Consider the following 20,903-nt stretch of genomic DNA (forward strand, 5'->3'; position numbering starts at 1 on the left):
GGCCGCCTCAGGATGGCGGCCGTCTTATCGGTGCAGCTTAAGACATTCCCTAGGCCCAATACGTGGCACCTGACGCAACTTCGGTGCGACGGGCTGCCCACCCGGACACCCTCTCTGGCCAGAACCGGGATCAGTCCTTCGTTACGCGGTCGATCTCGGCCAGGCTGGTCATGCCCTTCTTGACCTTCAACAACGCGGAGGCACGCAGATCGTTCACCCCTGCGTTCTTGGCTGCCTCGGCGATCTGCAAGGTGTTGCCGCCCTGCAGGATGATCTTCTGGATCTCCTCGAGCATCGGCATGACCTGGTAGATACCCACGCGCCCTTTGTAGCCCTCATTGCAGCTATCGCAGCCGACGGCTTCATAGACAGTCAGCCCGGCGTCGATATCCTCTTGGGTGAACCCGGCGTCCAACAGCGTCTTCGGCGGGAGTTCGATAGGCCGCTTGCAGTCGTGCAGTCGGCGCGCCAGGCGCTGCGCAATGACCAGGGTGACCGACGAAGTGATGTTATAGGGCGCAATGCCCATGTTCATCATGCGCGAGATGGTCTGCGGCGCGTCGTTCGTATGCAGGGTGGAGAGCACCATATGGCCGGTCTGCGCTGCCTTCACAGCGATCTCGGCCGTTTCCAGATCGCGGATTTCGCCCACCATGATCACGTCCGGATCCTGTCGCAGGAACGAGCGCAACGCAGCCGCGAAGGTCATGCCGCGTTTGACGTTCTGCTGGACCTGGTTGATGCCCTCGACACGGATTTCGACCGGGTCTTCGACCGTCGAGATATTGCGCTCTGCCGTATTGAGGATATTCAGCGCCGTGTAGAGCGACACCGTCTTGCCGGAGCCGGTGGGACCGGTGACCAGCACCATGCCGTAGGGCTTGTGGATCGCGTCGATATAAAGCTGCTTTTGCGCTTCCTCATAGCCCAAGGCGTCGATGCCGAGTTTGGCCGCAGAACCGTCCAGGATACGCAGCACGATCTTCTCGCCGAACAGCGTGGGCAGGGTGCTGACGCGGAAGTCGACCGAGCGGCTCTTGGACAGATTGAGCTTGATGCGCCCGTCCTGCGGCACGCGGCGCTCGGCGATGTCCAGGCCCGACATGACCTTGATGCGCGAGGAAATGCGCGAGGCGAGTTTCATCGGCGGGCTGGCGACGGCACGCAGCATGCCATCCATGCGCAGGCGCACGCGGTATTGCGTTTCAAACGGTTCGAAATGGACGTCGGAGGCGCCACGCTTGATGGCGTCTACCAGGATCTTGTTGACGAACTTGACCACCGGGGCGTCGTCGTTCGAGGTAGCGTCGATGCCGGTGCTCTCGGCTTCGTCGTCACCGCCTTCCAGCGTCAGTTCATCGAAATCACCACCGCCCATTTCGGGCATGGCGTTGCTCATGGTGTTGAGCGTGGTTTCGATGACGCGGAAGAGCTGCCCGCGCTCCACCAGGATCGGCTCCACCATGCAGTTGGAGTGGAACTTGATCTCGTCCAGCGCATGCGACTGCATCGGGTCGGCAATGCCGACGAACAGCCGCTTGCCGCGTTTGAACAGCGGCAACGCCTTGTGCTTGTTGATCAGCGCCTCGCTGATCAGGTTCGTCGGCAAATTGGCCGGAACCAGGGCGCTCACGTCCATCATCGGCATGCCGAATTCATCGGAGGCGATGCGGGTCAGGCGGGCGCTGTCGACCAGGTTGTTGTCCAGCAGCCAGGCTGTCAGCGAGGCCTTGCCCTGGGTCGACTCGGCCACGGCCCGCCGGACGTCGGTCTCCGGCAGCACATCTTCCGATACCAGCCTGCGCGCCAGGCCGGTAAGGCCCGCGAGCGACGGTTGCATTAGCGTTGACATAGCGAAACGGTCCAGCCCCCTGATACGAAGGGAATTTACCCCAGTTGACGGGGTTGGTCATCCCAGCAGCTCAGGGTTTGGAAGCCCCGGGGTGACCGGGCGCACAGAACCAGCCTTAAACGAGCGCACCGAACCCGCATGCAACAGCCGTGCCTCGCGGGTTCTGGCCGTAGACCGCGCCCTGGCGTTGGGATAGAAAGGCCCGCCAGTTCCCAAGAAGTGCCATCAGTGACCCATCCCGACACCCAACCGCCCTTTCTCGTCTTTGGCGCTCCTTGTATCGAGGAGGCTGAGATCGCCGAGGTCGAGGCCTGCCTTCGTTCCGGCTGGCTCGGAACAGGGCCCAGGGTTGCGCAGTTCGAGCGGGATTTCGCCCACTGGCGGGGCGTGCTCCCCTCGCAGGTGGCTGCCGTCAACTCCTGCACCGCGGCACTCCACGTGAGCATGGTAGCGGCCAACCTGGAGCCGGGCAGCGAGGTTATCACCACGCCGCTCACCTTCTGCGCCACGGTCAACGCCATTCTCCATGCAGGGCTTACGCCCGTGCTCGCCGATGTCGATCCGGTCACGCAGAACATCGACCCGGACGCCATCGAGGCGGCGATCACCCCGCGAACCCGGGCGATTGTGCCCGTGCATTTCGCCGGACGCCCCTGCGCCATGGATCGGATCATGGCGATCGCCAACAAGCACGGCCTGACCGTGATCGAGGACTGCGCCCATGCCATCGAAAGCGAGTTCCAGGGCCAGCCGGTGGGTACCTTCGGCGATTTCGGCTGCTTCAGCTTCTATGTCACCAAGAACGTGGTGACAGGGGAGGGCGGCATGATCCTGGGGCGCGACGAAGAGCGCATCGCCCGGGCCCGCATCCTGGCCCTGCACGGCATGAGCAAGGACGCCTGGCACCGCTTCGGCGACCAGGGTTATCGCCACTATCAGGTGGTCGAATGCGGTTTCAAGTACAACATGATGGACTTGCAGGCCGCCATCGGTATCCACCAGTTGGCCCGCGTGGAGAGCAACTGGCAACGCCGCCGGCAGCTGTGGCAGCGCTATGACGAAGCGCTTGCGGACCTTCCGATCGGGCTTCCGGCCCATCCCGCGGAAGGGACGCGTCATGGCTACCACCTGTACACGGTGATGATCGACGCCGCGCGCTGTGGCGTGGACCGGGACAGCTTTCTCGATGCCACGAATGCAATGGGAATCGGCACAGGCGTCCATTATCTGTCGGTGCCTGAGCATCCGTATTACCAGCAACGCTTCGGCTGGCGGCCCGAACAATGGCCGGTGGCGATGCGCCTGGGGCGCCAGACCGTCAGTCTGCCGCTGTCGCCGGCCATGTCCGATGAAGACGCGGAGCGCGTCATTGATGCGCTCCCCTCCGTGCTTCGGGCCTAAGGACGGTCAGCTGCGCTGCGTGCCCCTCGGGGCGATGTGACGAAGCGCCCGCAATTCAGTATCGATCTGCGCCAGGCAAGGATCACCGTGGCGCTCAGGTTATGATGCCGCCTTACTTCCGGGGACATGCTCTTGAACCGTCTAAGCATCATTCTGCCCGCCAAAAACGAAGGGGCGGCGCTCAAGGAGCTGCTCCCCCGTCTGCGTCTGGCGCAACCAGAAGCGGAAATCATCGTGGTAGACGACGGTTCGACCGACGATACGCGCGGCATCTGCGCCAGCGCCGGCGTGAGTTGCCTTTCCTCGCCCTATTCCATGGGCAACGGTGCTGCCATCAAGCGCGGTGCGCGCGCAGCCACGGGCGATGTACTGGTGTTCATGGACGGCGATGGACAGCATGACCCTGCCGATATCGCGCGCTTGCTGGAAAAGCTTGAACAGGGTTTCGACATGGTCGTGGGCGCCCGTGACTGGGGCAGCCAGGCAGGCGTGGGGCGTGGCATCGCCAACACGATCTACAACTGGCTGGCCACGCGCATGACTGGCCACCCGGTTGCCGATCTGACCTCAGGTTTTCGGGCTGTCCGCGCCGACAAATTCCGTGAGTTTCTGCACCTGTTGCCCAACGGCTTCTCTTACCCCACCACCAGCACCATGGCATTTTTCCGCAGTGCCTATCCGGTGGCTTACGTGCCGATCAAGGCAGCGCAGCGCGTTGGGAAAAGCCATATCAAGCCGCTGAAAGATGGCGTGCGGTTCTTGTTGATCATTTTCAAGATCGCGACCTTGTACTCGCCGTTGAAGTTGTTTGCGCCGACGAGTGCATTGTTTTTCCTGCTGGGTTGCATCAACTACGCGCGGACGTTCTTCATCGACGGACGGCTGACGAACATGAGCACCCTGATGTGGAGCGCGGCGGTGATTGTTTTTCTGATCGGATTGATTTCCGAGCAGATTACGTCGCTCATCTATCGGCGCGATGCGTAGACCGATCTGCGTGATGCGGTCATGAAAAGAATGCGCTTGCTCGCACTGACAACGTCCTATCCGTTGCGCACGGGTAGTTCCGCTGGCGTATTCGTGCAAAGCCTTTATCGGCATTTGTCGGTCGGATACGCGATCGATGTGATCTGTCCGGCCGATTCGAAGCCTGCGACGGCGACTGTTGACGACGGCGCGGCATCGGGCATTCGCATCCATGCGGTGCGTTACGCTCCGCGTGCCTGGCGTACCTTGGCCCAAGGGTCGGGTGGAGTCGTGACAGGTCTGCGTCGCTCGCCATGGCATGCGTTGCTGCTGCCGGGATTGTTGATCGCGCTGTTTTGGCGCTGCTTGATGAGCGCAGGCGATGCGGACTTGATTCATGCCAACTGGTCGATATGTGGGGTCATGGCGGGCATCGTCGGGCGTCTACGAAGAAAACCCGTAATCACCACGCTACGCGGCAGTGATGTGGCGCGCGCGACACGTTCCCGGTTGGATCGAAGCATCCTCAATCTGGCCGTGCGCCATAGTCGGATCGTGATCTGCGTTTCGGTGGCCATGGCCGAGCAGCTTCGCACGCGATTTCCGCACCGTGTCGCTGACATCCATGCGTGCCTCAATGGCGCCGATGAAGCCTTCTTCCAGATCGACAGGGCAGTTTCCGGTGGCACCGACTTGCGGGTGTTGGCAGTGGGCAACCTGATCCGCCTGAAGGGCTTCGACGTCTTGATCGAGGCTGTTGCTCGTGCGCGTCAGCGCGAGCGCTTGCATGTATGCATCGTCGGTGGCGGCCCTGAGCGCGAGCCGTTGCTTGCTCAAGCGGCATCCCTGGGCGTGTCTTCGTGTATCACGTTGGTCGGCTCGGTGCCCGCAACCGAGATACCGAAACAAGTTTCCGAAGCGGATGTGTTCGTTCTTTCCAGTCGTTCGGAAGGTCGACCCAATGTTGTCGTGGAGGCGCTGGCTGGCGGTCTACCCGTCATTTCCACTGATCTGGAGGGTGTGCAGGGAATGGTCAGGAATGGTGACACCGGCTGGCTGGTCGCAGTCGATGACGCAGATGCAATGGCCGCAGCGTTGGATGAGGCGGTCACCGATCGCGTTGAACTTCAGCGACGCGGTGAACGCGCACGTGCGGTGGCTCGCACCCAGATCGGGACATGGGCGGATACCGCGCGCTGTTATACGACGTTGTTTCAGACAGCCCTGGCGGCAGGCGGAGCGGGGCATCCCTCATGTGCGGAATAGCTTTTCTGCGGGCTCCCGCGCTCTCGAGCGGAGAGCGCAGCGAACGCATGGCGGAGGCCTTGCAGCGGCTCAAGCATCGCGGTCCCGATGAATCCGGGCACTTCCTCGGTGGTGATTTCGTGGCGGCCCAGACGCGACTGGCGATCATCGATCTCAAGGGTGGCCACCAGCCCATGCGCGATCACAGCGGGCGCTGGGTCCTGGTGTTCAACGGCGAGATCTACAACTACCGGGAATTGCGAAAGCAATTGGCGGGACGTTGGACCTTCCGGGATGACAGCGACACCGAAGTGCTGCTAGCCGGCTTGGTCACCGAAGGTGCGGGCTTCGTGGAGCGCCTGGATGGTATGTGGGCGTTCGTATTGCACGACACCGCTTCCGGTGACCTGCTGCTTTCAAGGGATCGCTTCGGGAAAAAGCCGCTGTACTACCGCCGCCATGGCGAGCTTTTTGCCTGCGCCTCCGAATTGCCGGCACTGGCCGCACTGACTCCGGATGTGGCCGTCACGGAAGATGCTGCGGGCATCGCCGATTACTTCCGTTACGGCTATGCGCTGCCCGGCAGGACTTGCGTAGCAGGCGTCAGTGAGGTCTTGCCGGCGCACATGTTGCGCTTGCGCTCGGATGGCCACATCGTCCAGCAGCGCTATTGGACGCCCTCGGTTGAACCTTGGAAGGGCGGCTTCGAAGAGGCTGCCGAGCATGTTCGCGAGCTATTGACGCAGAGCGTGCACCGACGCCAGCTGGCATCCGACGTTGAAGTCGGTGCGTTCCTTTCCGGCGGAGTCGATTCAACGACCGTGTGTGCGCTTGCGCAGAAATCCGGATTCGGGAAGCTGCGGACGTTCACGGCGGGCTTTCACGAACCGACCTACGATGAGCGAGCGCCTGCGGCGCGTGCGGCTGCCGAGTTGGGGACGCTGCACACGGCAGAAGAGATCAGTCCGGATATGGCGGCGGCCCTTGCAACGGAGCTTCCCCGCCGTATGGGTCAGCCGTTTGGTGACTCCTCGCTGGTTCCCAGCGCATTGGTCGCTTCGGTGGCTGCCCGGCACGTCAAGGTGGTCCTGACGGGTGATGGCAGCGACGAGATCTTCGGTGGATACGCCAGATACATGGGCCGATTGCTGCGCCAGCGCTATCACCGGTTGCCCGCGCCGCTACGGTCGATCGTCGAGCGCGGCGTGTTGGCGATGCCCGAACCCTATGCACATCACAGCGGCAGTCTCTTGAAGCGCGCGCATCTTTTCGTTCGACTGGCGCGCGAGGACAGAGATGCTTATATCGGGCCGCCCGCCATCCGCAAGGAAACGCTCGCGCAACTGGTGCCCGGGCTCGGCACGGGAAATTCGATGCCCGATCTGCCCTGGCCCAATGACCCGGACGAGCTAAGGCAGATGCTGTTGATGGATAGCCTGGTGTATTTGCCCCAGGACATTCTGCAGAAAGTCGATCGCGCGACGATGATGTTCTCGGTGGAAGCCCGCAGCCCATTCCTGGACAAAGAGCTCTTCGAGTTCGTAGTTCGTCTACCATGGCAATGGCACTTCTCGGGCATGCGCGGAAAGCGCCTCCTGCACGCAGCGATGCGCGGCCGCGTGCCCGACTTCATCTGGAATCGACGCAAGCAGGGCTTTGCTTCGCCGGTCAGTCATTGGCTGCGCGGCTGGCTGGGAGACGACCTGATGGCGATCGCGGATTCAGGGGACACCGGTGTTGTGGATGTTGCGGGGCTGCGCGCGCTGCTGCATGAGCACCGTGCAGGGCGGGCCGATCACTCCCAGCCCCTGTGGTTGGCCTATGCCTACCTGCGCTGGCGCGCCGGTTGACCGTGTGACCACGCAGGCCGATCGCATCCTTCTCGTCTTACCGAGCCTCGAACGAGGCGGCGGTGAACGTGTAATGCTGCAACTGGCTGGATCGTTCCTGTCTGCAGGGCGGGAAGTGCATGTCGCTGCGCTGCTCGGCGGTGGTCCGCTGCGAGCTGCCGTTCCAGAAGCGGTAGTGCTGCATGAGTTGCTCGATGCTGGTGATGTGTCCAAGGGTCTTGCGCTGGCATGGAAAGCGCTCCCCAGGTTGACGTCGCTCATCCGCACGATCAAGCCACATGCCGTGCTGAGCACGATGACCGGCACCAATCTGCTGGCGGTGTTGGCATGCATGCGGGCGCGTAGCGGAACGCGCCTTGTTTTGCGTGAAGCATCCAGCCTCGTCAACACCAAAAGTGCCATCAAACGACGGGCTATGCGTTGGCTTTATCGCCGCGCTGACGCGCTGGTCGCAGTTTCCGTAGGGGTAGCGCAGGATCTGCGTGGACTGGGCCTTGCCGAGAACCGCATCCATGCCATACGCAATCCAGTTGATGTCGAACGACTGCGTCAGCTCGCTGCTGTCGGCTTGCCGCTATCGTTGCAGGGGAAGGTCCCTTATGTGGTCTCGCTGGGACGTTTGACCGAAGCGAAGGATTTCCCCACCTTGTTGCGTGCATACGCGATGAGCACGTTGCGCCGTACTCATCGCCTCATCATCGTCGGGGAGGGCGAACAACGCGCGAATCTGGAAAATCTGATACGCGATCTCGAGCTGGCGGATCATGTCGTTCTAACGGGAGCGATGGACAATCCGCATCCTGTGATGGTGAGCGCGGCATTGCACGTTCTCTCTTCCCGCTGGGAAGGCTATCCGAATGTCTTGTTGGAGGCTCTGGCACTGGGGGTTCCGATAGTTTCCACCGATTGTCCGCATGGTCCGCGCGAGATACTGGAAGGCGGGCGCTACGGTCGTCTCGTGCCGATCGGCGATGCGGTTGCATTGGCAAGTGCAATGGACGCGGAACTTAGGCGGCCATCGGTCGGGGTTGATGCTGTGCTGGCTACCCATGGCCATAGGACTATTGCATCGGGCTACTTGGCCTTGCTCGACGGCTTAGCCGAGGTGTCGCAACGATGAATCGACCCTGGCGAATTTGGCGCAACGTGGCGTATCTGCTGCTGGTGGGCGTGGCGATTGGGCTGGTCGTGTATTGGTGGCCGGTGCTCGCTGGGATCTGGCGCGAACAAGCGCTGACCTTCGTGGGCGCCGTCGCAATTATGGTTTGCGGCACGCTGGTGCAGGCGCGCAATTTTCTCGTGTTCCTGGACTCCCCGGTTCGTTTGCGAGTCCGGCGTTTCGTGACCGTGTGGGCGTGGGGTGCGTTGGCTAACTACGTGGCACCGTTTCAATCCGGTGGCATTGCCATCCGCGTGGCATGGCTGGGGCGTCACAAGGTGAGTGTTACGGACAGCTTGCTGGCAACCTGGCGTCAGCTGGCGTTGAGTCTATGGGTGGCGCTTGCAGGGCTGACCATCGGGCTGCTGCTTATCGACGATCCACGGGCCCGTTGGCCTGCATTCGTGTTATTTCTGCTATGGCTGGCCACTTTCTTCATGCGCCAACTCTGGTTGAAGTGGCTGGAGAGCATGAAGCGTCCCGCATGGCTGGCCGATCGGAAGCAACTTATGCATCGCGCCGTCACCGGCCTTACCCTGGGTGGCATGCTGGGAGTCATTGCCCAGTACGTTCTGGGCACGCTATTGCTTTATTGGGTGTACGCGGGGTTTGGCGCCTCCATAGGCTTCGGACAGGCGCTTATTCTGGCGTGCTTGGTTTATGCGTCGTCCCTGATCTCCGTCTTGCCAGGCAATCTAGGCGTGACGGAGGCGATCTACATGCTGGGTGGTCATGGTTTTGGCCTGGACTTGGCGCAGGCGGGGGCATTGGCGTTACTGATACGCGCGGCGCATATAGCTACCAACTTGCTGGTTGCACTGGTGGGTATGCGACATGGCGAAAGTGGATTTGGGACGAGGCATGATTAGTTCTTGGCAAAGCCGGCTTTGCGAGCTTCCCGTTGAAACGGTGCGAGATTGTTTGTTGTGCGAAGGCGTTGCTGGAGCGCCTGATCGGCGGTGGCGCAAGTATCTCCGTCTCATGCCTCCCTTCGACGTGGTGCGTTGCCCGGCCTGCGCTCTGCGCTGGCTAAGCCCTCGTCCTACCGCTAAAGGTTATGAGTCGCTCTATACGGACGGCATGTATTTCGGCGGTGCCGGCGCCTCACCCGCCGACTACGAGTCCGCGTCGAGAGCCCGAGTTGAATACATGCGTGCCAGGGTCGCGCGTCTTGAGCGGATGTCCAACAAAAAAGGGGCGTTGTCGATTCTCGATTACGGCGCAGCGACTGGTGACTTCGTTCGTGCGGGTCGCGATGCTGGACATGATTGCATGGGCATCGAGCTATCCGCAGATGCGCGAGCTGTTGCGCAGCAAAAGAACGGCGTGACCCTGCTGTCGATTGATTCCGTCGAGGAGATGATGAATGCCCGATTCGACGCCGTTCACATGAATCATGTGCTCGAGCACATGCCCGATCCACTTGCACATGCTCGCTGGTGCGCGCAGGTTATCAAGCCGGGCGGACTATTTGTTCTGGAAGTGCCGCAACAATTTGACAACGACCTTGATAGGCTTCGTCGCGGCTTGCGCGTCGGCGGAAAGCAGTCGCGGTTCGATGCCTATTCGCTGCATCACACGTATTTCTTTACTCCATCGACGATGGAGGCTTTGCTCGTCAAGGCGGGCTTCAAGGTGTTGAAATTGTCTACTTTCAACAGCGACAAAACGCCCCTTTGGCCGTTCTCGCCCAAGAATTACGTGCTCAGGTCGTTGCTTGGTATGGCCGATCTTCTGCATGCGGGCGGCAACATCATCGAAGTATTCGCGCAACGGATCGAGTGAAGGGGCCGTTGTTGCTGGTGGCCTGCACCATGGGGTGCGATTCTGCCGTGGTTCGCGCGCTGTAGCAGTACGTCGTCGCGCGCTGCACGGAATCAGCGCTTCATAATGACGCCTTGGCCGGTGGCAAGGTGCAGGACCTCTAAGCCTTCCGATGCGGCCAGTTCATCTGCGGCGCGTGTTGCACCGGGACAGGTCTTGAATCCGTAGTCGTCCATGACGATAACTCCGCCATTTACGAGTCGAGGATAGAAAAAATTGAGGCTGTCGCGTGTCGGCTGATAGAGGTCGACATCGATATGAACGAGTCGGAATTGTCGATCCGCGACTTCAGCAAAACGTTCGGGGATCCAGCCTGGTAATACTACGACTGAGTCGTAACGAGCGAGGTTGTGCCGTACCGTTGCCTCACTCGCGGTCAGGTCACCGCCGCCTTCAGACCAAGGCATCACGGACTCCGCGACGTTCAGGTCCGTCGCATCCGGAGCGGAAAGTCCTTGGAACGAATCAAATAAGTACAGTTTCCCGTGAGTGGATGCCTGCGCGATAAAAAACGCAGATGTACCGACGTAGCAGCCGCATTCGGCCAAGTCTCCGGGCAATGCATTGTTTAGTTTTACGTATTCGCGCAACGTCCACTTGCGGTCTTGCGAGTACGGATTCTCTGGCGACATGCGATTGAAGTCATCCAAGAATGCTTTGTCGTCGCGCCAAAGCTTGTGATCTTCGCTGATCGGAAAGTCGCCGAAAGCAGCCGCGGCCGCGCGAGCCAACTCCTGACGTACTCGTCTGCGTTGCGCAGGGTTGCCTGCGATAAGCCATTTCACTGCTCTGCCCAAGCGGGTTGGTGTGATCATCATCGTTGGCGATTCCGGTGCTTGCGGTAATGTTTGCGGGCAGAGACTAGGTCTTGATAGCGGATGGGCAGAGCATCGGCGGCGTTAGGGTAGACGCTCAAACACGAATTCATTGCAACCCAGTCCACGGGTAAGTATTTGGCGTCGTAACTCGAATCCTTGGGCTGACAGTCTGCTCACCACGTCTTCCGGTTTCGCGACTTCGAATGGATATCCACCCAGCCAGTCGCGCCAGTCGTGTGTGATGGACATGCCGCGCTTGAGCGCATAGTTACGGATATGGCTACCCGGAATCTCGCGACGTTGGCAGTCCAAAGCCAGGCTATAAAGCCAGAACAGCGGAAAGAACACTGCGCTGATGAGCCAACGTCCAAGAGTGCCGCTGCAGTAGCACCGTTTGATGCCGTGCCAGATTCGGGAGCGCACGCCTTGGTCGTTGTATAGGGCGATAAGCAGGGTTCCGCCGGGGCCAACGCACTGTTGCGCAAGATCCAGAGCCGGCCACATGGCTCCCGTGTGATGGAGCACACCCCACGAGTAGACAAGATCGAACTTTCCGAGCGACTGCATGAAGGCCGCATCGAGCACGGAGCCCTGTGACACGGCCCAATGTTTATTGCGGCCGCCGTACAGCCGACGCAATTCTTCGGTGCAGGCTACGGAGTCGGCGTCATAGTCGAATGAAACCACTTCGGCACCAAGCTGCTCCATGGCCAGGCTGGATAAACCACTGCCTGAGCCGATATCCAGTACGCGCCAGCCCTGCAGATCCTCTCGGCCCAGCAGGTCGCAAATGGCACGGCGCGATTGATCGACTCGATGTTCGTCCAGCAAGGACAGGAACGAGCGCCAGTTTTTTCCGAAGGCAAAGCGCATGAATCGTAGGTCGTCCTGATTGGCAATGCGAATGTCGAGATTGTCAGTATGTGTTCTTGGTGCGACGGCGAATTTATTGCAGTTGGTCGTTTGGTGCAGCTGCCGTGCGTTTGTCAAGCAACTCTTGCAGGGAGTGGATGGCGCTGTCCAACCGCCCGCCAAAATTCATGGTTTGTAACTGTACTAAAGCTTGGCGTGCCTTGGCTTCATATCCCAGGGATGCGAGCATACGCACCATGGTGATGCGATAAGCGGGCTCGCTGGGGGCGGAATTCACGGCTCCCTCAATCATGCTGAGCCCTAGCGGGCGATCGCCCAGCACGTTCCAGGCATAGTCACTATAAGTGGCCTGCAACCGGGCGCTGGGGCCCGGATGCGAAAGCGCTGCCTCGAATGCCTGCACCATGCGATCCGAGGGCAGGGAGCAAGCGCTGTCCTTGGCACATTGCGCCAGAGCGGCTAGAGAACTTTCGTCCTGTACTCCGGATTTTCGAGCCTTGAGCTTGGCAATCATGCTATCCCACCACGGTGCCTTCAGGGGCAGCCCCATGCGCGAATTCATGAAGATCAGGGCTTGCTGGGGCAATATCGACGATTCAGGAAGGCTCGCAGCTCTTTCCAACGGGGCGTAGGCAAGTTTGGTATAGGGCGAGGCAGGGTCGTAGTGCGAATAGATGATGTACGTGCGGCCCAGTTCGTATTGGGCCCGTGGCGAGTCGGGCGCACGTTCGGCAAGCTCCCGCGCTAGGCTCAGCGGGTCGCCCCAGGCATAGGCGGTGAGTGAGGTGAGGCCGGTCCACCATAGCATCAGACCGATAAGCACGACGCGGCGCAGCCACGGCCATATCGTCGAATCGCTTGCTACCTTTGCCAACCACGGCACGATCGCCAACAGCACGCCGAAACTGGCGAAATAGTTGCGGTGTTCGTACACCAGCTCCAACTGCAGGATGGTGCCAGTCAACAACTGGCAGCCTAAGAACAAGGCAATGCCAAGAGCGATCAATGGTTGCCGTTGGCGCAGTCGAAATATCAAGACGACCAGCGCGGCTAGAACGAACAGGCTAAACAATGTGGTCCAGGGCGAAAGCAGTCCGGTCGAGATGTGAAAGTCGTCGTGGTAGAACGACAAGGCATGCAACGTGGGCAGCACCGTCCATACGAGGTAGTCACAAACGACACGAGCTTCGGTGAGCAATCGTTGGCCGAGCGAGAAATCGCGCGTTGCCCAGTTGGCTGGATTCAAGACATGTGGAATCTGCCAGGCAAGCCCAGCGACCATTGGTATAAACAGCACGCATACGAACAAGCCGATTAGACGGCCATTTCGCTTCGCTACCCCGCCAGCACTTACTTCGGAATGGCGTCGGAAACCGAAGATGATCCATTCGATCAAGAATGCATACAGGGGGAGCATCACTGCCGTTTCCTTGGCGAGCAGGCCAATGGCAGTAGGGATTGTCAGGCTTGCAGTGCAAAGCCAGAAGCCATTCGATGGCGAGTCGCTATTGCCGGCTATGGTGGAGCAGGCCAGCATTCGCTGTCGCCCCGCTACGTAACCGATCAGTCCAGCAAGTACAAATAGGTTGGCCAGACTTTCTTCACGTTGAACTACATACAACACGGCTGTGAGGTTGATCGGGAGCAGCATCCAGCCTGCGGCGGTCAGCGCTGCAACCAGCGAATCAGTAGTAGTTTTAGATGCGATCCTCGTCGGAGTGCTGGCGGTTGCGAGCAGAAGTCGCACCAGCACGAACACCAGCACGCCGTTCAAAAGGTGGATGACGAGGTTAACCAGCTTCCAACCGAACGGATCCAGACCGCCAATCAGATAGTTCGTAGCGAAGCTGAGCGAAGCCAGGGGACGCTTGAAATCGCTGGCCGGTGAGGACAGCGCGGCCCGCACCAAGGCCGGCAAGCTAACCTCATGAGGCTGCACGCCGGTGTTATCCACGATGTTGGGATAGTCGTCGAATAGCCAGTAGCCTCCGAGGCCGGGCCAATAGACGATCATGACAATGAGCAGCGAGATGGGTAGAAGCCAGCGCGTTGCGTGCGTTTTCCAGAATGGGCTCATGTCACCGGAGTTGGAGGCTGGGGGGCTATTGTGGCGCATCGCGCGCCACAACCAGACTACCCGGCTTTCTCGGAGGCGTTTCGGCCATTTTTCCGCATTTTCTCGATTTCGAGGATCTCAGCTTCATTGATTGCGCGATCGTCCACTAATAAGCGACGTAGCAGTGGCAGGCGGGTGTAGTCGGTGCCACGCAGCACGCCGATAGCCCGGTCGTAGAGATGGGCGCTGACCAGGTACTTCGCCTGCAAACGCGGAACGTTGGCGTCCGGATCGTTCTGATAAGTCAGGTCGAGTTCGTGGATAGCCATACCGAGGTTCCCCTGGCTGACCGCCCAGTAGTGCTTCTGGTAGTGGATGAACCCAGCAGCCATGCCGTTATTGCGGTATTCCGGATTGGACAGCAATGCGTCGGCGATACCCAGCCAGGCATCGGAAGTAAGCACGGGGCATGTCCCCTGGGCTCCGATCGTACGCAGAGTTTCCAGATTCTCCAGTTGAGCCTGCCTGAAACTTGCAGTGCGTAGCAGCGAGTTGAGCCTCTCTATATCCGCTTGAACCAAGTCGTTTTGTACGCATTTGAGCAAGATGCGGTCTATGGCGAGCGAGATATCGTTTCGATGTCCTTGAGCGACCTTTTCGAGTACTTGCAGGGCTGTGGCCGGCTGGCCGTGCTTGTAAAGCCGATCAGTAAGATAAGTCTGTGCGCGCACCGAGTCCGGCTGGGTATTGGCCCAGACCAGCGCCAGGCGGTCTTCCGACGCGTACACGCGAGCGCTCAATGCCGTGGTGATGCAGCAGGCCAATAGCCAAAGGCCAGTGCCCAGGTACAACAAGCGGCGCTGTTGCCCTCCGGGTTGCCGAACCACAAACAGCGCCAGCGCCATGAGGGGGCCGATCAGCGGCATATAGTTGCGATGCTCGAAATACAGTTCCAGCATCACAGTGGAGCTTTCGATCAACTGGCCGCCGAGATACCAGAGCACTGCCAGCGCAAAAAGTGGCCATCGGCGCAGCCATGCCAAGGCGGCAGCCAGTGCTCCGATCAGTACCAGCAGGGCAGGCAGTGTGGTCCAGGGCGAAAGCAGATTGCGCGACACGATGTAGCCATCGTGATAAAGGCCGTACAGGCCAAAGCGCGGCAGGAAAATCTTGCCGAGGTAGTCGAACAGGATGCGCGGCTCAGTCAACAGACGCTGACCGACCGTGAAATCCCGCGTGCTGGCGTGTCCCCATTCGGCGGGAAGCGTCCATATCAGGTAGGCCGCCACAAACAGTGTGACGGGCCAAATCAACAGGCGTCGCACCCAGGCCAGTGCGGGAGGCAGGCGTTGCACGTCCGAACGCAGTAGCGTGGCATCTAGTGCCAACGCGTATATAGGTAACAGAATGCCGTTTTCCTTGCTTAAGAACGCCAGGCCCATGCAAACGCCCAAACCCAGCGCCATCAACGTGCCGCGTCGCCAAGTTGGACGCTCCGTCGCAAGCAGCCCTTGTACGTAAGCCAGCAACCCTAGCAGCATAAACATCGCCATCAGCAACGTCATACGCTGAACCACGAGAAGCACGCCCGAGAGTTGGATCGGGTTGAGCAGCCACGCTGCCGCGGTCAACCACGCAACTAGCCATGCACGGGCGTTCAACGAATCAGGTGTGCTCGGGCCGGACAGCCAGCGACGTGAGACACGTTCGACGAGCGCGAACACCAGGATGCCATTGAATAAGTGGATGCCGAGGTTGATCAGGCGGAACGGGAACGGATGATCTGGCCAAGAAGCTTTTTGCAACAAAAAGCTCAACATAGCCAATGGCCTGCCGGGGAAGTTGCGTGGCTGGGAGAGATACACCCCCAGGTCGCGCCAACTGGATGGGTGCTCGATGCTGTCCAGCGCAGCTAGGTTGGGAAAGTCGTCAAACAGGAAGGGGCCATGCATGGCTGGCCAGTAGAGCAGTGCACAGACGAGTAGCGTGAGCGTCAGCCCGAGCAGGGCGCGTGTTCGGGCGGACATCAAAAGTTCCGAGTAATCAAAGGATGCAGCGACAAGCGCTGCAACGAACAAAGGCTATTTGCAGGTCTGGGGCAGGTATATCGGATCTGCATCGCTGCTGCATTGCCAGCTTATGGCGCCGCCCATGCCCCCGGCCATAGTAAGCGTGACCTGTTTGCCCTGCAGCCTGGGCGCGACTGTGTGGCTTCGCATCAGCGCAGTGATCGCGCAGCCTGCGCCTCCAGGGGCGATGTTCACGCTGGCCACGTAATTGCCGCTATAGCTGGCTCCTGCTGGCAATCCGTTTGCTCCGGGCGTTGGGCAGCTCCCGGTTTGGGTGTAGTACTCGCCGACATTGGTTTTTAGGCCATCTGCAAGTGAGAACGCCTCGCTGAGTTGCGCCTTGCCAGTGGAATTGGTGTACACGGTGATCGCGATGCTGGAAAGAATGGCGATAATGGCCACCACAATCATCAATTCGATCAACGTAAAACCGCGCGTATGTTTCATGTTGGTGGCCCCTGGAGATGCCGCATAGCAAAGCAATTGGCAGGCCAGCGTTCGTCATCGAGCGTGCGCAACATCACATTAAAAAAGAAAGCCCCTCATTGGAGGGGCTTTCGAGTAGGGCATAGAACGACCGTACGCAATTAGTTGCCCACGCAGACCTGCGGCTCGTACTGCGTCGGGATGGTGCTGGCGTTGCCTGCGTCGCAAATCCAGCTGAAGGATCCGCCGTTGTTCTTGCCCGAAATGAGGACCTTCTTGGTGCTCAGCGGTGACGAAACCGACGGCGTGGCCTTGAACGTGACTTCGATATTGCAACCGGTGGGAGCATTGTCGACTACCGTTGCTGTTGAAACGTACTTGCCGCCGTAGCTGGCTCCAGTGGTAGCCAGGCTGCCACCCGTGCCATTGGGACCGCCGACCACGGGGCATGAGCCGGTCTGGTTGAAGTACTCCACGACCGGCGTCTTCAGGCCGTCGGCCACGGTCTGCGACTCGGAGAACTGCGCCTTGGTGATGTAGCTCTGGTACTGCGGGATGGCGATGGCGGCCAGGATCGCGATGATCGCCACGACGATCATCAATTCGATCAGGGTGAAGCCCTTCTGCACGTTCTTCATGGTGGATCCTCTGTTTTTGGTTAGCTAACCGGTAATGCCCCCTGAGCCCCGGTCCCGATTCCCCCTAGGCGGGAACGGACCCCCTTACTGCGGCCTGGAACGACCAGGAAGCTCGCGGCAATTGCAGCACGTTGTGTGCCACTCATGCCGTTTGGCAGGTCCCCGCTTTGGAGCGGGTGTGTGGATTGTGCATAGGGTCACGAGACGCGGCAACCTGATTGGCCCGGTGTTTTTGCAGGATTGTCGAGCCCGTCTCGGTGCGGCGAAGGCCTATGCTTAGACGGGGCACAAAGTGACGCAGCGCGTCAGTGAAATAGTGAGACGGCTGTCTCAAAGTGCTCGGGATGGTCACATCCATTGGGGTTTGACCGCTGATGCGGCGCCTGTTTTCGGGGTTCTCCGACATCTGCAGGCTGACATCGACATCCCTGGCGGCATTCGTGGCTAGCACATCCACGCCTGATAGCCATGCGGCACCAAGCCTTGCCTCAGACCCCCGCCGACTCTTAACGTCAGCGCTTTCGCAACACCCAGGAACCCCACCCATGAAACCCTTGTTTGTCGCGCTGGCGCTCGCGCTGGCCGGTACCTCCGCCATGGCGGCTGAGGTCGAAAACCACGGCACCCACCCCTTCAACATCCGCGATCTGGTGATGATGGATCGCGTTGGCGATCCGCAGCTGTCCCCGGATGGCCGCCAGGCGCTGTACACCGTGCGCGCCACCGACTACGCCGCGAACAAGGGCGTGACCTCGATTTATGTGCTCGATGTAGCCAAGGGCGGTGCGCCGGTCAAGCTGGTGGAGAAGGCTTCCTCGCCGCGTTGGGCGCCCGACGGTTCGGCCATCTATTACGTTGCCGAAAAGGATGGCGTCTCGCAGTTGTGGCGTCGCCCGCTGGGCGCAGCGGCCACCGCATCGCAGGTGACGCATGCGCCGATCGATGTCGATGGCTATAAGCTTTCACCCGATGGCAAGAAAGTGTTGCTGACTTTTGGTGTGTTCACCGATTGCGTCGATCTGGCCTGCACCAAGGAGCGTCTGGACGGCCGCGCCAAGGACAAGGCCTCCGGCACGGTCTACGACAAGCTCTTCGTGCGTCATTGGGATACGTGGGCCGACGGTCGCCGCGCGCAGCTTTACATCGCGGACCTCGATCAGCCTGCAGCGCAACCCGTGCTTCTGACGCGCGGCATCGATGGCGACGTCCCGAGCAAGCCGTTCGGCGACGACGGCGAGTTCAACTTCTCGCCCGATGGCAAGACCGTGTATTTCGACGTGCGCATCGCGGGCAAGAGCGAGCCGTGGTCGACCAATTTCCACGTCTACAGCGTGCCGGCCGACGGTTCGGCGGCACCGCTCAACCTGACCGCCGAAAACCAGGCGTGGGATGCCTTCCCGGTGCCTTCGCCGGATGGCAAGACGCTGTACTACCTTGCCATGAAGACGCCGGCGTCCGAGTCGGATCGCTTCCGCATCATGGCGTTGGACCTGGCCAGCGGTCAGAAGCGTGAAGTGGCGCCGAACTGGGACCATTCGGCGGGCGGCATGCAGGTATCGGCCGATGGCAAGACGCTCTACGTCACCGCAGACGACAACGGACAGCACCCGCTGTTTGCCGTCGACGTGGCCAGCGGCAAAGCCACCACGCTCGTCACCAACGGCGAAGTGGGCGGCTATTCGCTGGGCAAATCGTCGCTACTCGTACAGCGCGATGACCTGAAGCGTTCGGCGGATCTCTATACCGCCGACCTGCAGGGCAAGGGCCTCAAGCAGGTCACGCATTACAACGCCGAGCAGCTCAAGAAGGCGCAGATGGGCGAGCCGGAGTTCTTTACCTTCAAGGGTTGGAACAACGAAACGGTGCAGGGCTATGTGGTGAAGCCGGTGGGCTACAAGGCCGGCAAGAAATATCCGGTGGCCTTCATTATCCACGGCGGCCCGCAGGGTGCGATGAACAACAGCTGGAGCTATCGCTGGAACCCGCAGACGTACGCAGGCCAGGGCTTCGCGGTGGTCACCATCAACTTCCACGGTTCCACCGGCTACGGTCAGGCATTCACCGATTCGATCTCGGGAGACTGGGGTGGCAAGCCGCTGGAAGACCTCAAGGCGGGCTGGAGCGCTGCACTGTCCAAGTACAGCTTCCTCGACGGCGATCGCGCTTGCGCGCTGGGCGCCAGCTACGGCGGCTACATGATCTACTGGATCGCCGGTGTGTGGAACCAGCCCTGGAAGTGCCTGGTGGATCACGACGGCGTGTTCGACGCCCGCGCCATGTACTACGACACCGAAGAGCTCTGGTTCGAAGAGCGCGAGAACGGTGGCACGCAGTACGAGCACCCGGAAAACTACGAGAAGTTCAACCCGGTCAACCACGTCAAGGATTGGCGCGTGCCGATGCTGGTCGTGCATTCGGCCAAGGACTTCCGCATTCCGGACACGCAGGGCCTGGGTGCCTTCACGGCGCTGCAGCGTCGCGGCATCCCGAGCAAGCTGCTGCACTTCCCGGACGAGAACCATTGGGTGCTCAAGCCGCAGAACAGCGTGCAGTGGCATGAAACGGTCAATGCGTGGCTGAAGCGGTGGACGGCCACGGATGCGTCCGCACCTGCCAGCAAGTGATGGCTGAGTTTCAGATGTAAAAACGGCGGCCTCCGGGCCGCCGTTTTCTTTTGCGCGTGAGCGGAAGTAAACCGCCGATCAGAGCCAGCGGTTGCGCTTGAGGATGAAGTAGATCGTGGTCACGATGGCAAGCACCAGACCGATGATCATGGGGTACGCCCAGGGCTTATTAAGCTCGGGCATATGCGCGAAGTTCATGCCGTACCAGCTGGTGATCAGCGTGGGGGCGGCGAGCATGGCGGCGTAACCGGCGAGGCGCTTCATCACTTCGTTCTGGCCGAAGGTCACCAGCGACAAGTTCACGTTGATGGCTGCCGCGAGCATTTCGCGCATGGCGCTGATCGATTCGTTGACGCGGAACACGTGGTCGTAGACGTCGCGGAAGTAGGCGCGCAGTTCGTCGGGGATGAGCTGCGGATGCTGGCGCACAAGCTGGCTGATGATGTCCTGCATCGGCGCCACCGCGAGGCGCAGGGTCATCAGGTCACGCTGCATGTCGTACAGGCGACGGATCGTGCTGCGCCTGAAGGTGTCGGAGAAGATGTCCTTTTCCAGCTCCTGCAGCTCTTCACGGAAGTCGCGCACGATCGGCAGCAGGTTGTCGACGATGAAGTCGAGGACGCCGTACAGGCCGTATGCCGGGCCGAGCGCGAGCAGGTCCGGCGTGTGCTCGCAGTTGCGGCGAGCCGGCGCGTAGGAAAGCGAGGCGCCGTGGCGAACGGTGACCAGGTAACGCGGGCCCAGGAACACGTGCGTTTCGCCGAAGGCGATATGCCCGTTGACCACCTGCGCGGTTTGCACCACCACGAACAGCGAATCGCCGTAGGTTTCGATCTTGGTGCGCTGGTGGGCCGCCTGGGCGTCCTCGATCGCAAGATCGTGCAGGTCGAACTCTTCCTGCAGTTTGTGCAGCAGTGACTCATCGGGCTCGTGCAGTCCCACCCAGACAAACGTGTCGGGCTGCTTGAGCACTTCACTGATCTCATCGACGCTGATGTCGCCTATACGCTGTCCATCGAAGCGATAGGCGACGCAGTTGACGACCATGGAGGTCGGAGGCACGAGGTCGGTGGGCTTGGTGGCGGTCATATCCATGCGTAAA

General features: G+C 60.5%; 16 protein-coding genes. 8 read left to right on the top strand and 8 right to left on the bottom strand.

The genetic code is table 11. The annotated features are described in order from the left end of the window. Positions 1–130 precede the first annotated feature (130 nt). Positions 131–1,852: a type IV-A pilus assembly ATPase PilB gene (pilB, locus tag ISP20_RS05310; protein ID WP_204635048.1), complete on the bottom strand. Its 1,722-nt coding sequence runs from the start codon at positions 1,850–1,852 to the stop codon at positions 131–133. 228 nt (positions 1,853–2,080) lie between these two features. Between pilB and ISP20_RS05315 the strand changes: the two genes are divergently transcribed. From ISP20_RS05315 to ISP20_RS05345, 7 genes are all read left to right on the top strand, one after another. Then, positions 2,081–3,253, top strand: coding sequence for a DegT/DnrJ/EryC1/StrS family aminotransferase (locus tag ISP20_RS05315; protein ID WP_338030968.1), 1,173 nt, complete (start codon positions 2,081–2,083; stop codon positions 3,251–3,253). A 132-nt stretch (positions 3,254–3,385) separates the two neighbouring features. After that, positions 3,386–4,240 carry a glycosyltransferase family 2 protein gene (locus ISP20_RS05320; RefSeq protein ID WP_204635050.1) on the top strand — a complete coding sequence of 285 codons (855 nt, stop codon included), beginning with the start codon at positions 3,386–3,388 and terminating at the stop codon, positions 4,238–4,240. 21 nt (positions 4,241–4,261) lie between these two features. After that, a complete protein-coding gene (locus tag ISP20_RS05325) occupies positions 4,262–5,485 on the top strand; it encodes a glycosyltransferase (protein ID WP_204635051.1) in 1,224 nt (407 codons plus the stop codon). Positions 5,486–5,532: 47 nt separating this feature from the next. Continuing rightward, positions 5,533–7,314, top strand: coding sequence for an asparagine synthase (glutamine-hydrolyzing) (gene asnB, locus ISP20_RS05330; RefSeq protein WP_239535368.1), 1,782 nt, complete (start codon positions 5,533–5,535; stop codon positions 7,312–7,314). Positions 7,315–7,318: 4 nt separating this feature from the next. After that, positions 7,319–8,434 carry a glycosyltransferase gene (locus ISP20_RS05335; RefSeq protein ID WP_204635053.1) on the top strand — a complete coding sequence of 372 codons (1,116 nt, stop codon included), beginning with the start codon at positions 7,319–7,321 and terminating at the stop codon, positions 8,432–8,434. Then, a complete protein-coding gene (locus ISP20_RS05340; RefSeq protein WP_204635054.1) occupies positions 8,431–9,342 on the top strand; it encodes a lysylphosphatidylglycerol synthase domain-containing protein in 912 nt (303 codons plus the stop codon). The genes ISP20_RS05335 and ISP20_RS05340 overlap by 4 nt, the downstream gene beginning before the upstream one ends. Beyond that, on the top strand, positions 9,308–10,258 hold the full coding sequence (locus tag ISP20_RS05345; protein ID WP_204635055.1) for a class I SAM-dependent methyltransferase: 951 nt from the start codon (positions 9,308–9,310) through the stop codon (positions 10,256–10,258). Before ISP20_RS05340 ends, ISP20_RS05345 begins: the two co-directional genes overlap by 35 nt. Before the next feature lie 92 nt (positions 10,259–10,350). Here ISP20_RS05345 and ISP20_RS05350 read toward each other — a convergent pair whose 3' ends face one another. The 6 genes from ISP20_RS05350 to ISP20_RS05375 form a co-directional block, all read right to left on the bottom strand. After that, a complete protein-coding gene (locus ISP20_RS05350; RefSeq protein ID WP_204635056.1) occupies positions 10,351–11,115 on the bottom strand; it encodes a TylF/MycF/NovP-related O-methyltransferase in 765 nt (254 codons plus the stop codon). 81 nt (positions 11,116–11,196) lie between these two features. Beyond that, positions 11,197–11,988: a class I SAM-dependent methyltransferase gene (locus tag ISP20_RS05355; protein WP_204635057.1), complete on the bottom strand. Its 792-nt coding sequence runs from the start codon at positions 11,986–11,988 to the stop codon at positions 11,197–11,199. 73 nt (positions 11,989–12,061) lie between these two features. Next, positions 12,062–14,065, bottom strand: coding sequence for a tetratricopeptide repeat protein (locus tag ISP20_RS05360; RefSeq protein ID WP_204635058.1), 2,004 nt, complete (start codon positions 14,063–14,065; stop codon positions 12,062–12,064). Between the two features lie 56 nt (positions 14,066–14,121). Beyond that, the gene (locus ISP20_RS05365) at positions 14,122–16,071 is read right to left on the bottom strand and encodes an ArnT family glycosyltransferase (RefSeq protein ID WP_204635059.1); all 1,950 of its coding nucleotides are present in this window, start codon (positions 16,069–16,071) and stop codon (positions 14,122–14,124) included. A 54-nt stretch (positions 16,072–16,125) separates the two neighbouring features. Next, positions 16,126–16,560 carry a pilin gene (locus ISP20_RS21705; RefSeq protein WP_204635060.1) on the bottom strand — a complete coding sequence of 145 codons (435 nt, stop codon included), beginning with the start codon at positions 16,558–16,560 and terminating at the stop codon, positions 16,126–16,128. Between the two features lie 140 nt (positions 16,561–16,700). Beyond that, positions 16,701–17,177: a pilin gene (locus ISP20_RS05375; RefSeq protein WP_204635061.1), complete on the bottom strand. Its 477-nt coding sequence runs from the start codon at positions 17,175–17,177 to the stop codon at positions 16,701–16,703. A 545-nt stretch (positions 17,178–17,722) separates the two neighbouring features. On the opposite strand from ISP20_RS05375, the gene ISP20_RS05380 reads away from it, so the two are divergent. Beyond that, the gene (locus ISP20_RS05380) at positions 17,723–19,801 is read left to right on the top strand and encodes a dipeptidyl-peptidase 5 (protein WP_204635062.1); all 2,079 of its coding nucleotides are present in this window, start codon (positions 17,723–17,725) and stop codon (positions 19,799–19,801) included. 78 nt (positions 19,802–19,879) lie between these two features. Here the strand turns inward: ISP20_RS05380 and corA are convergent, their stop codons facing one another. Continuing rightward, complete coding sequence (gene corA, locus ISP20_RS05385) at positions 19,880–20,896, bottom strand: magnesium/cobalt transporter CorA (RefSeq protein WP_239535370.1); 1,017 nt, start codon at positions 20,894–20,896, stop codon at positions 19,880–19,882. Positions 20,897–20,903 lie beyond the last annotated feature (7 nt).

Origin of the sequence: Dyella kyungheensis (assembly GCF_016905005.1) — a bacterium.
Classification (GTDB): Bacteria; Pseudomonadota; Gammaproteobacteria; order Xanthomonadales; family Rhodanobacteraceae; genus Dyella; species Dyella kyungheensis.

What these genes read in the sequence shown, in the direction of transcription:
- ISP20_RS05345 (WP_204635055.1), top strand. Translation starts at nt 9,308, where the DNA reads ATGGCGAAAGTGGATTTGGGACGAGGCATGATTAGTTCTTGGCAAAGC.
- ISP20_RS21705 (WP_204635060.1), bottom strand. Translation starts at nt 16,560, where the DNA reads ATGAAACATACGCGCGGTTTTACGTTGATCGAATTGATGATTGTGGTG.
- ISP20_RS05365 (WP_204635059.1), bottom strand. Translation starts at nt 16,071, where the DNA reads ATGTCCGCCCGAACACGCGCCCTGCTCGGGCTGACGCTCACGCTACTC.
- ISP20_RS05380 (WP_204635062.1), top strand. Translation starts at nt 17,723, where the DNA reads ATGAAACCCTTGTTTGTCGCGCTGGCGCTCGCGCTGGCCGGTACCTCC.
- ISP20_RS05325 (WP_204635051.1), top strand. Translation starts at nt 4,262, where the DNA reads ATGAAAAGAATGCGCTTGCTCGCACTGACAACGTCCTATCCGTTGCGC.
- pilB (WP_204635048.1), bottom strand. Translation starts at nt 1,852, where the DNA reads ATGTCAACGCTAATGCAACCGTCGCTCGCGGGCCTTACCGGCCTGGCG.
- ISP20_RS05340 (WP_204635054.1), top strand. Translation starts at nt 8,431, where the DNA reads ATGAATCGACCCTGGCGAATTTGGCGCAACGTGGCGTATCTGCTGCTG.
- corA (WP_239535370.1), bottom strand. Translation starts at nt 20,896, where the DNA reads ATGGATATGACCGCCACCAAGCCCACCGACCTCGTGCCTCCGACCTCC.
- asnB (WP_239535368.1), top strand. Translation starts at nt 5,533, where the DNA reads ATGGCGGAGGCCTTGCAGCGGCTCAAGCATCGCGGTCCCGATGAATCC.
- ISP20_RS05350 (WP_204635056.1), bottom strand. Translation starts at nt 11,115, where the DNA reads ATGATGATCACACCAACCCGCTTGGGCAGAGCAGTGAAATGGCTTATC.
- ISP20_RS05360 (WP_204635058.1), bottom strand. Translation starts at nt 14,065, where the DNA reads ATGAGCCCATTCTGGAAAACGCACGCAACGCGCTGGCTTCTACCCATC.
- ISP20_RS05375 (WP_204635061.1), bottom strand. Translation starts at nt 17,177, where the DNA reads ATGAAGAACGTGCAGAAGGGCTTCACCCTGATCGAATTGATGATCGTC.
- ISP20_RS05355 (WP_204635057.1), bottom strand. Translation starts at nt 11,988, where the DNA reads ATGCGCTTTGCCTTCGGAAAAAACTGGCGCTCGTTCCTGTCCTTGCTG.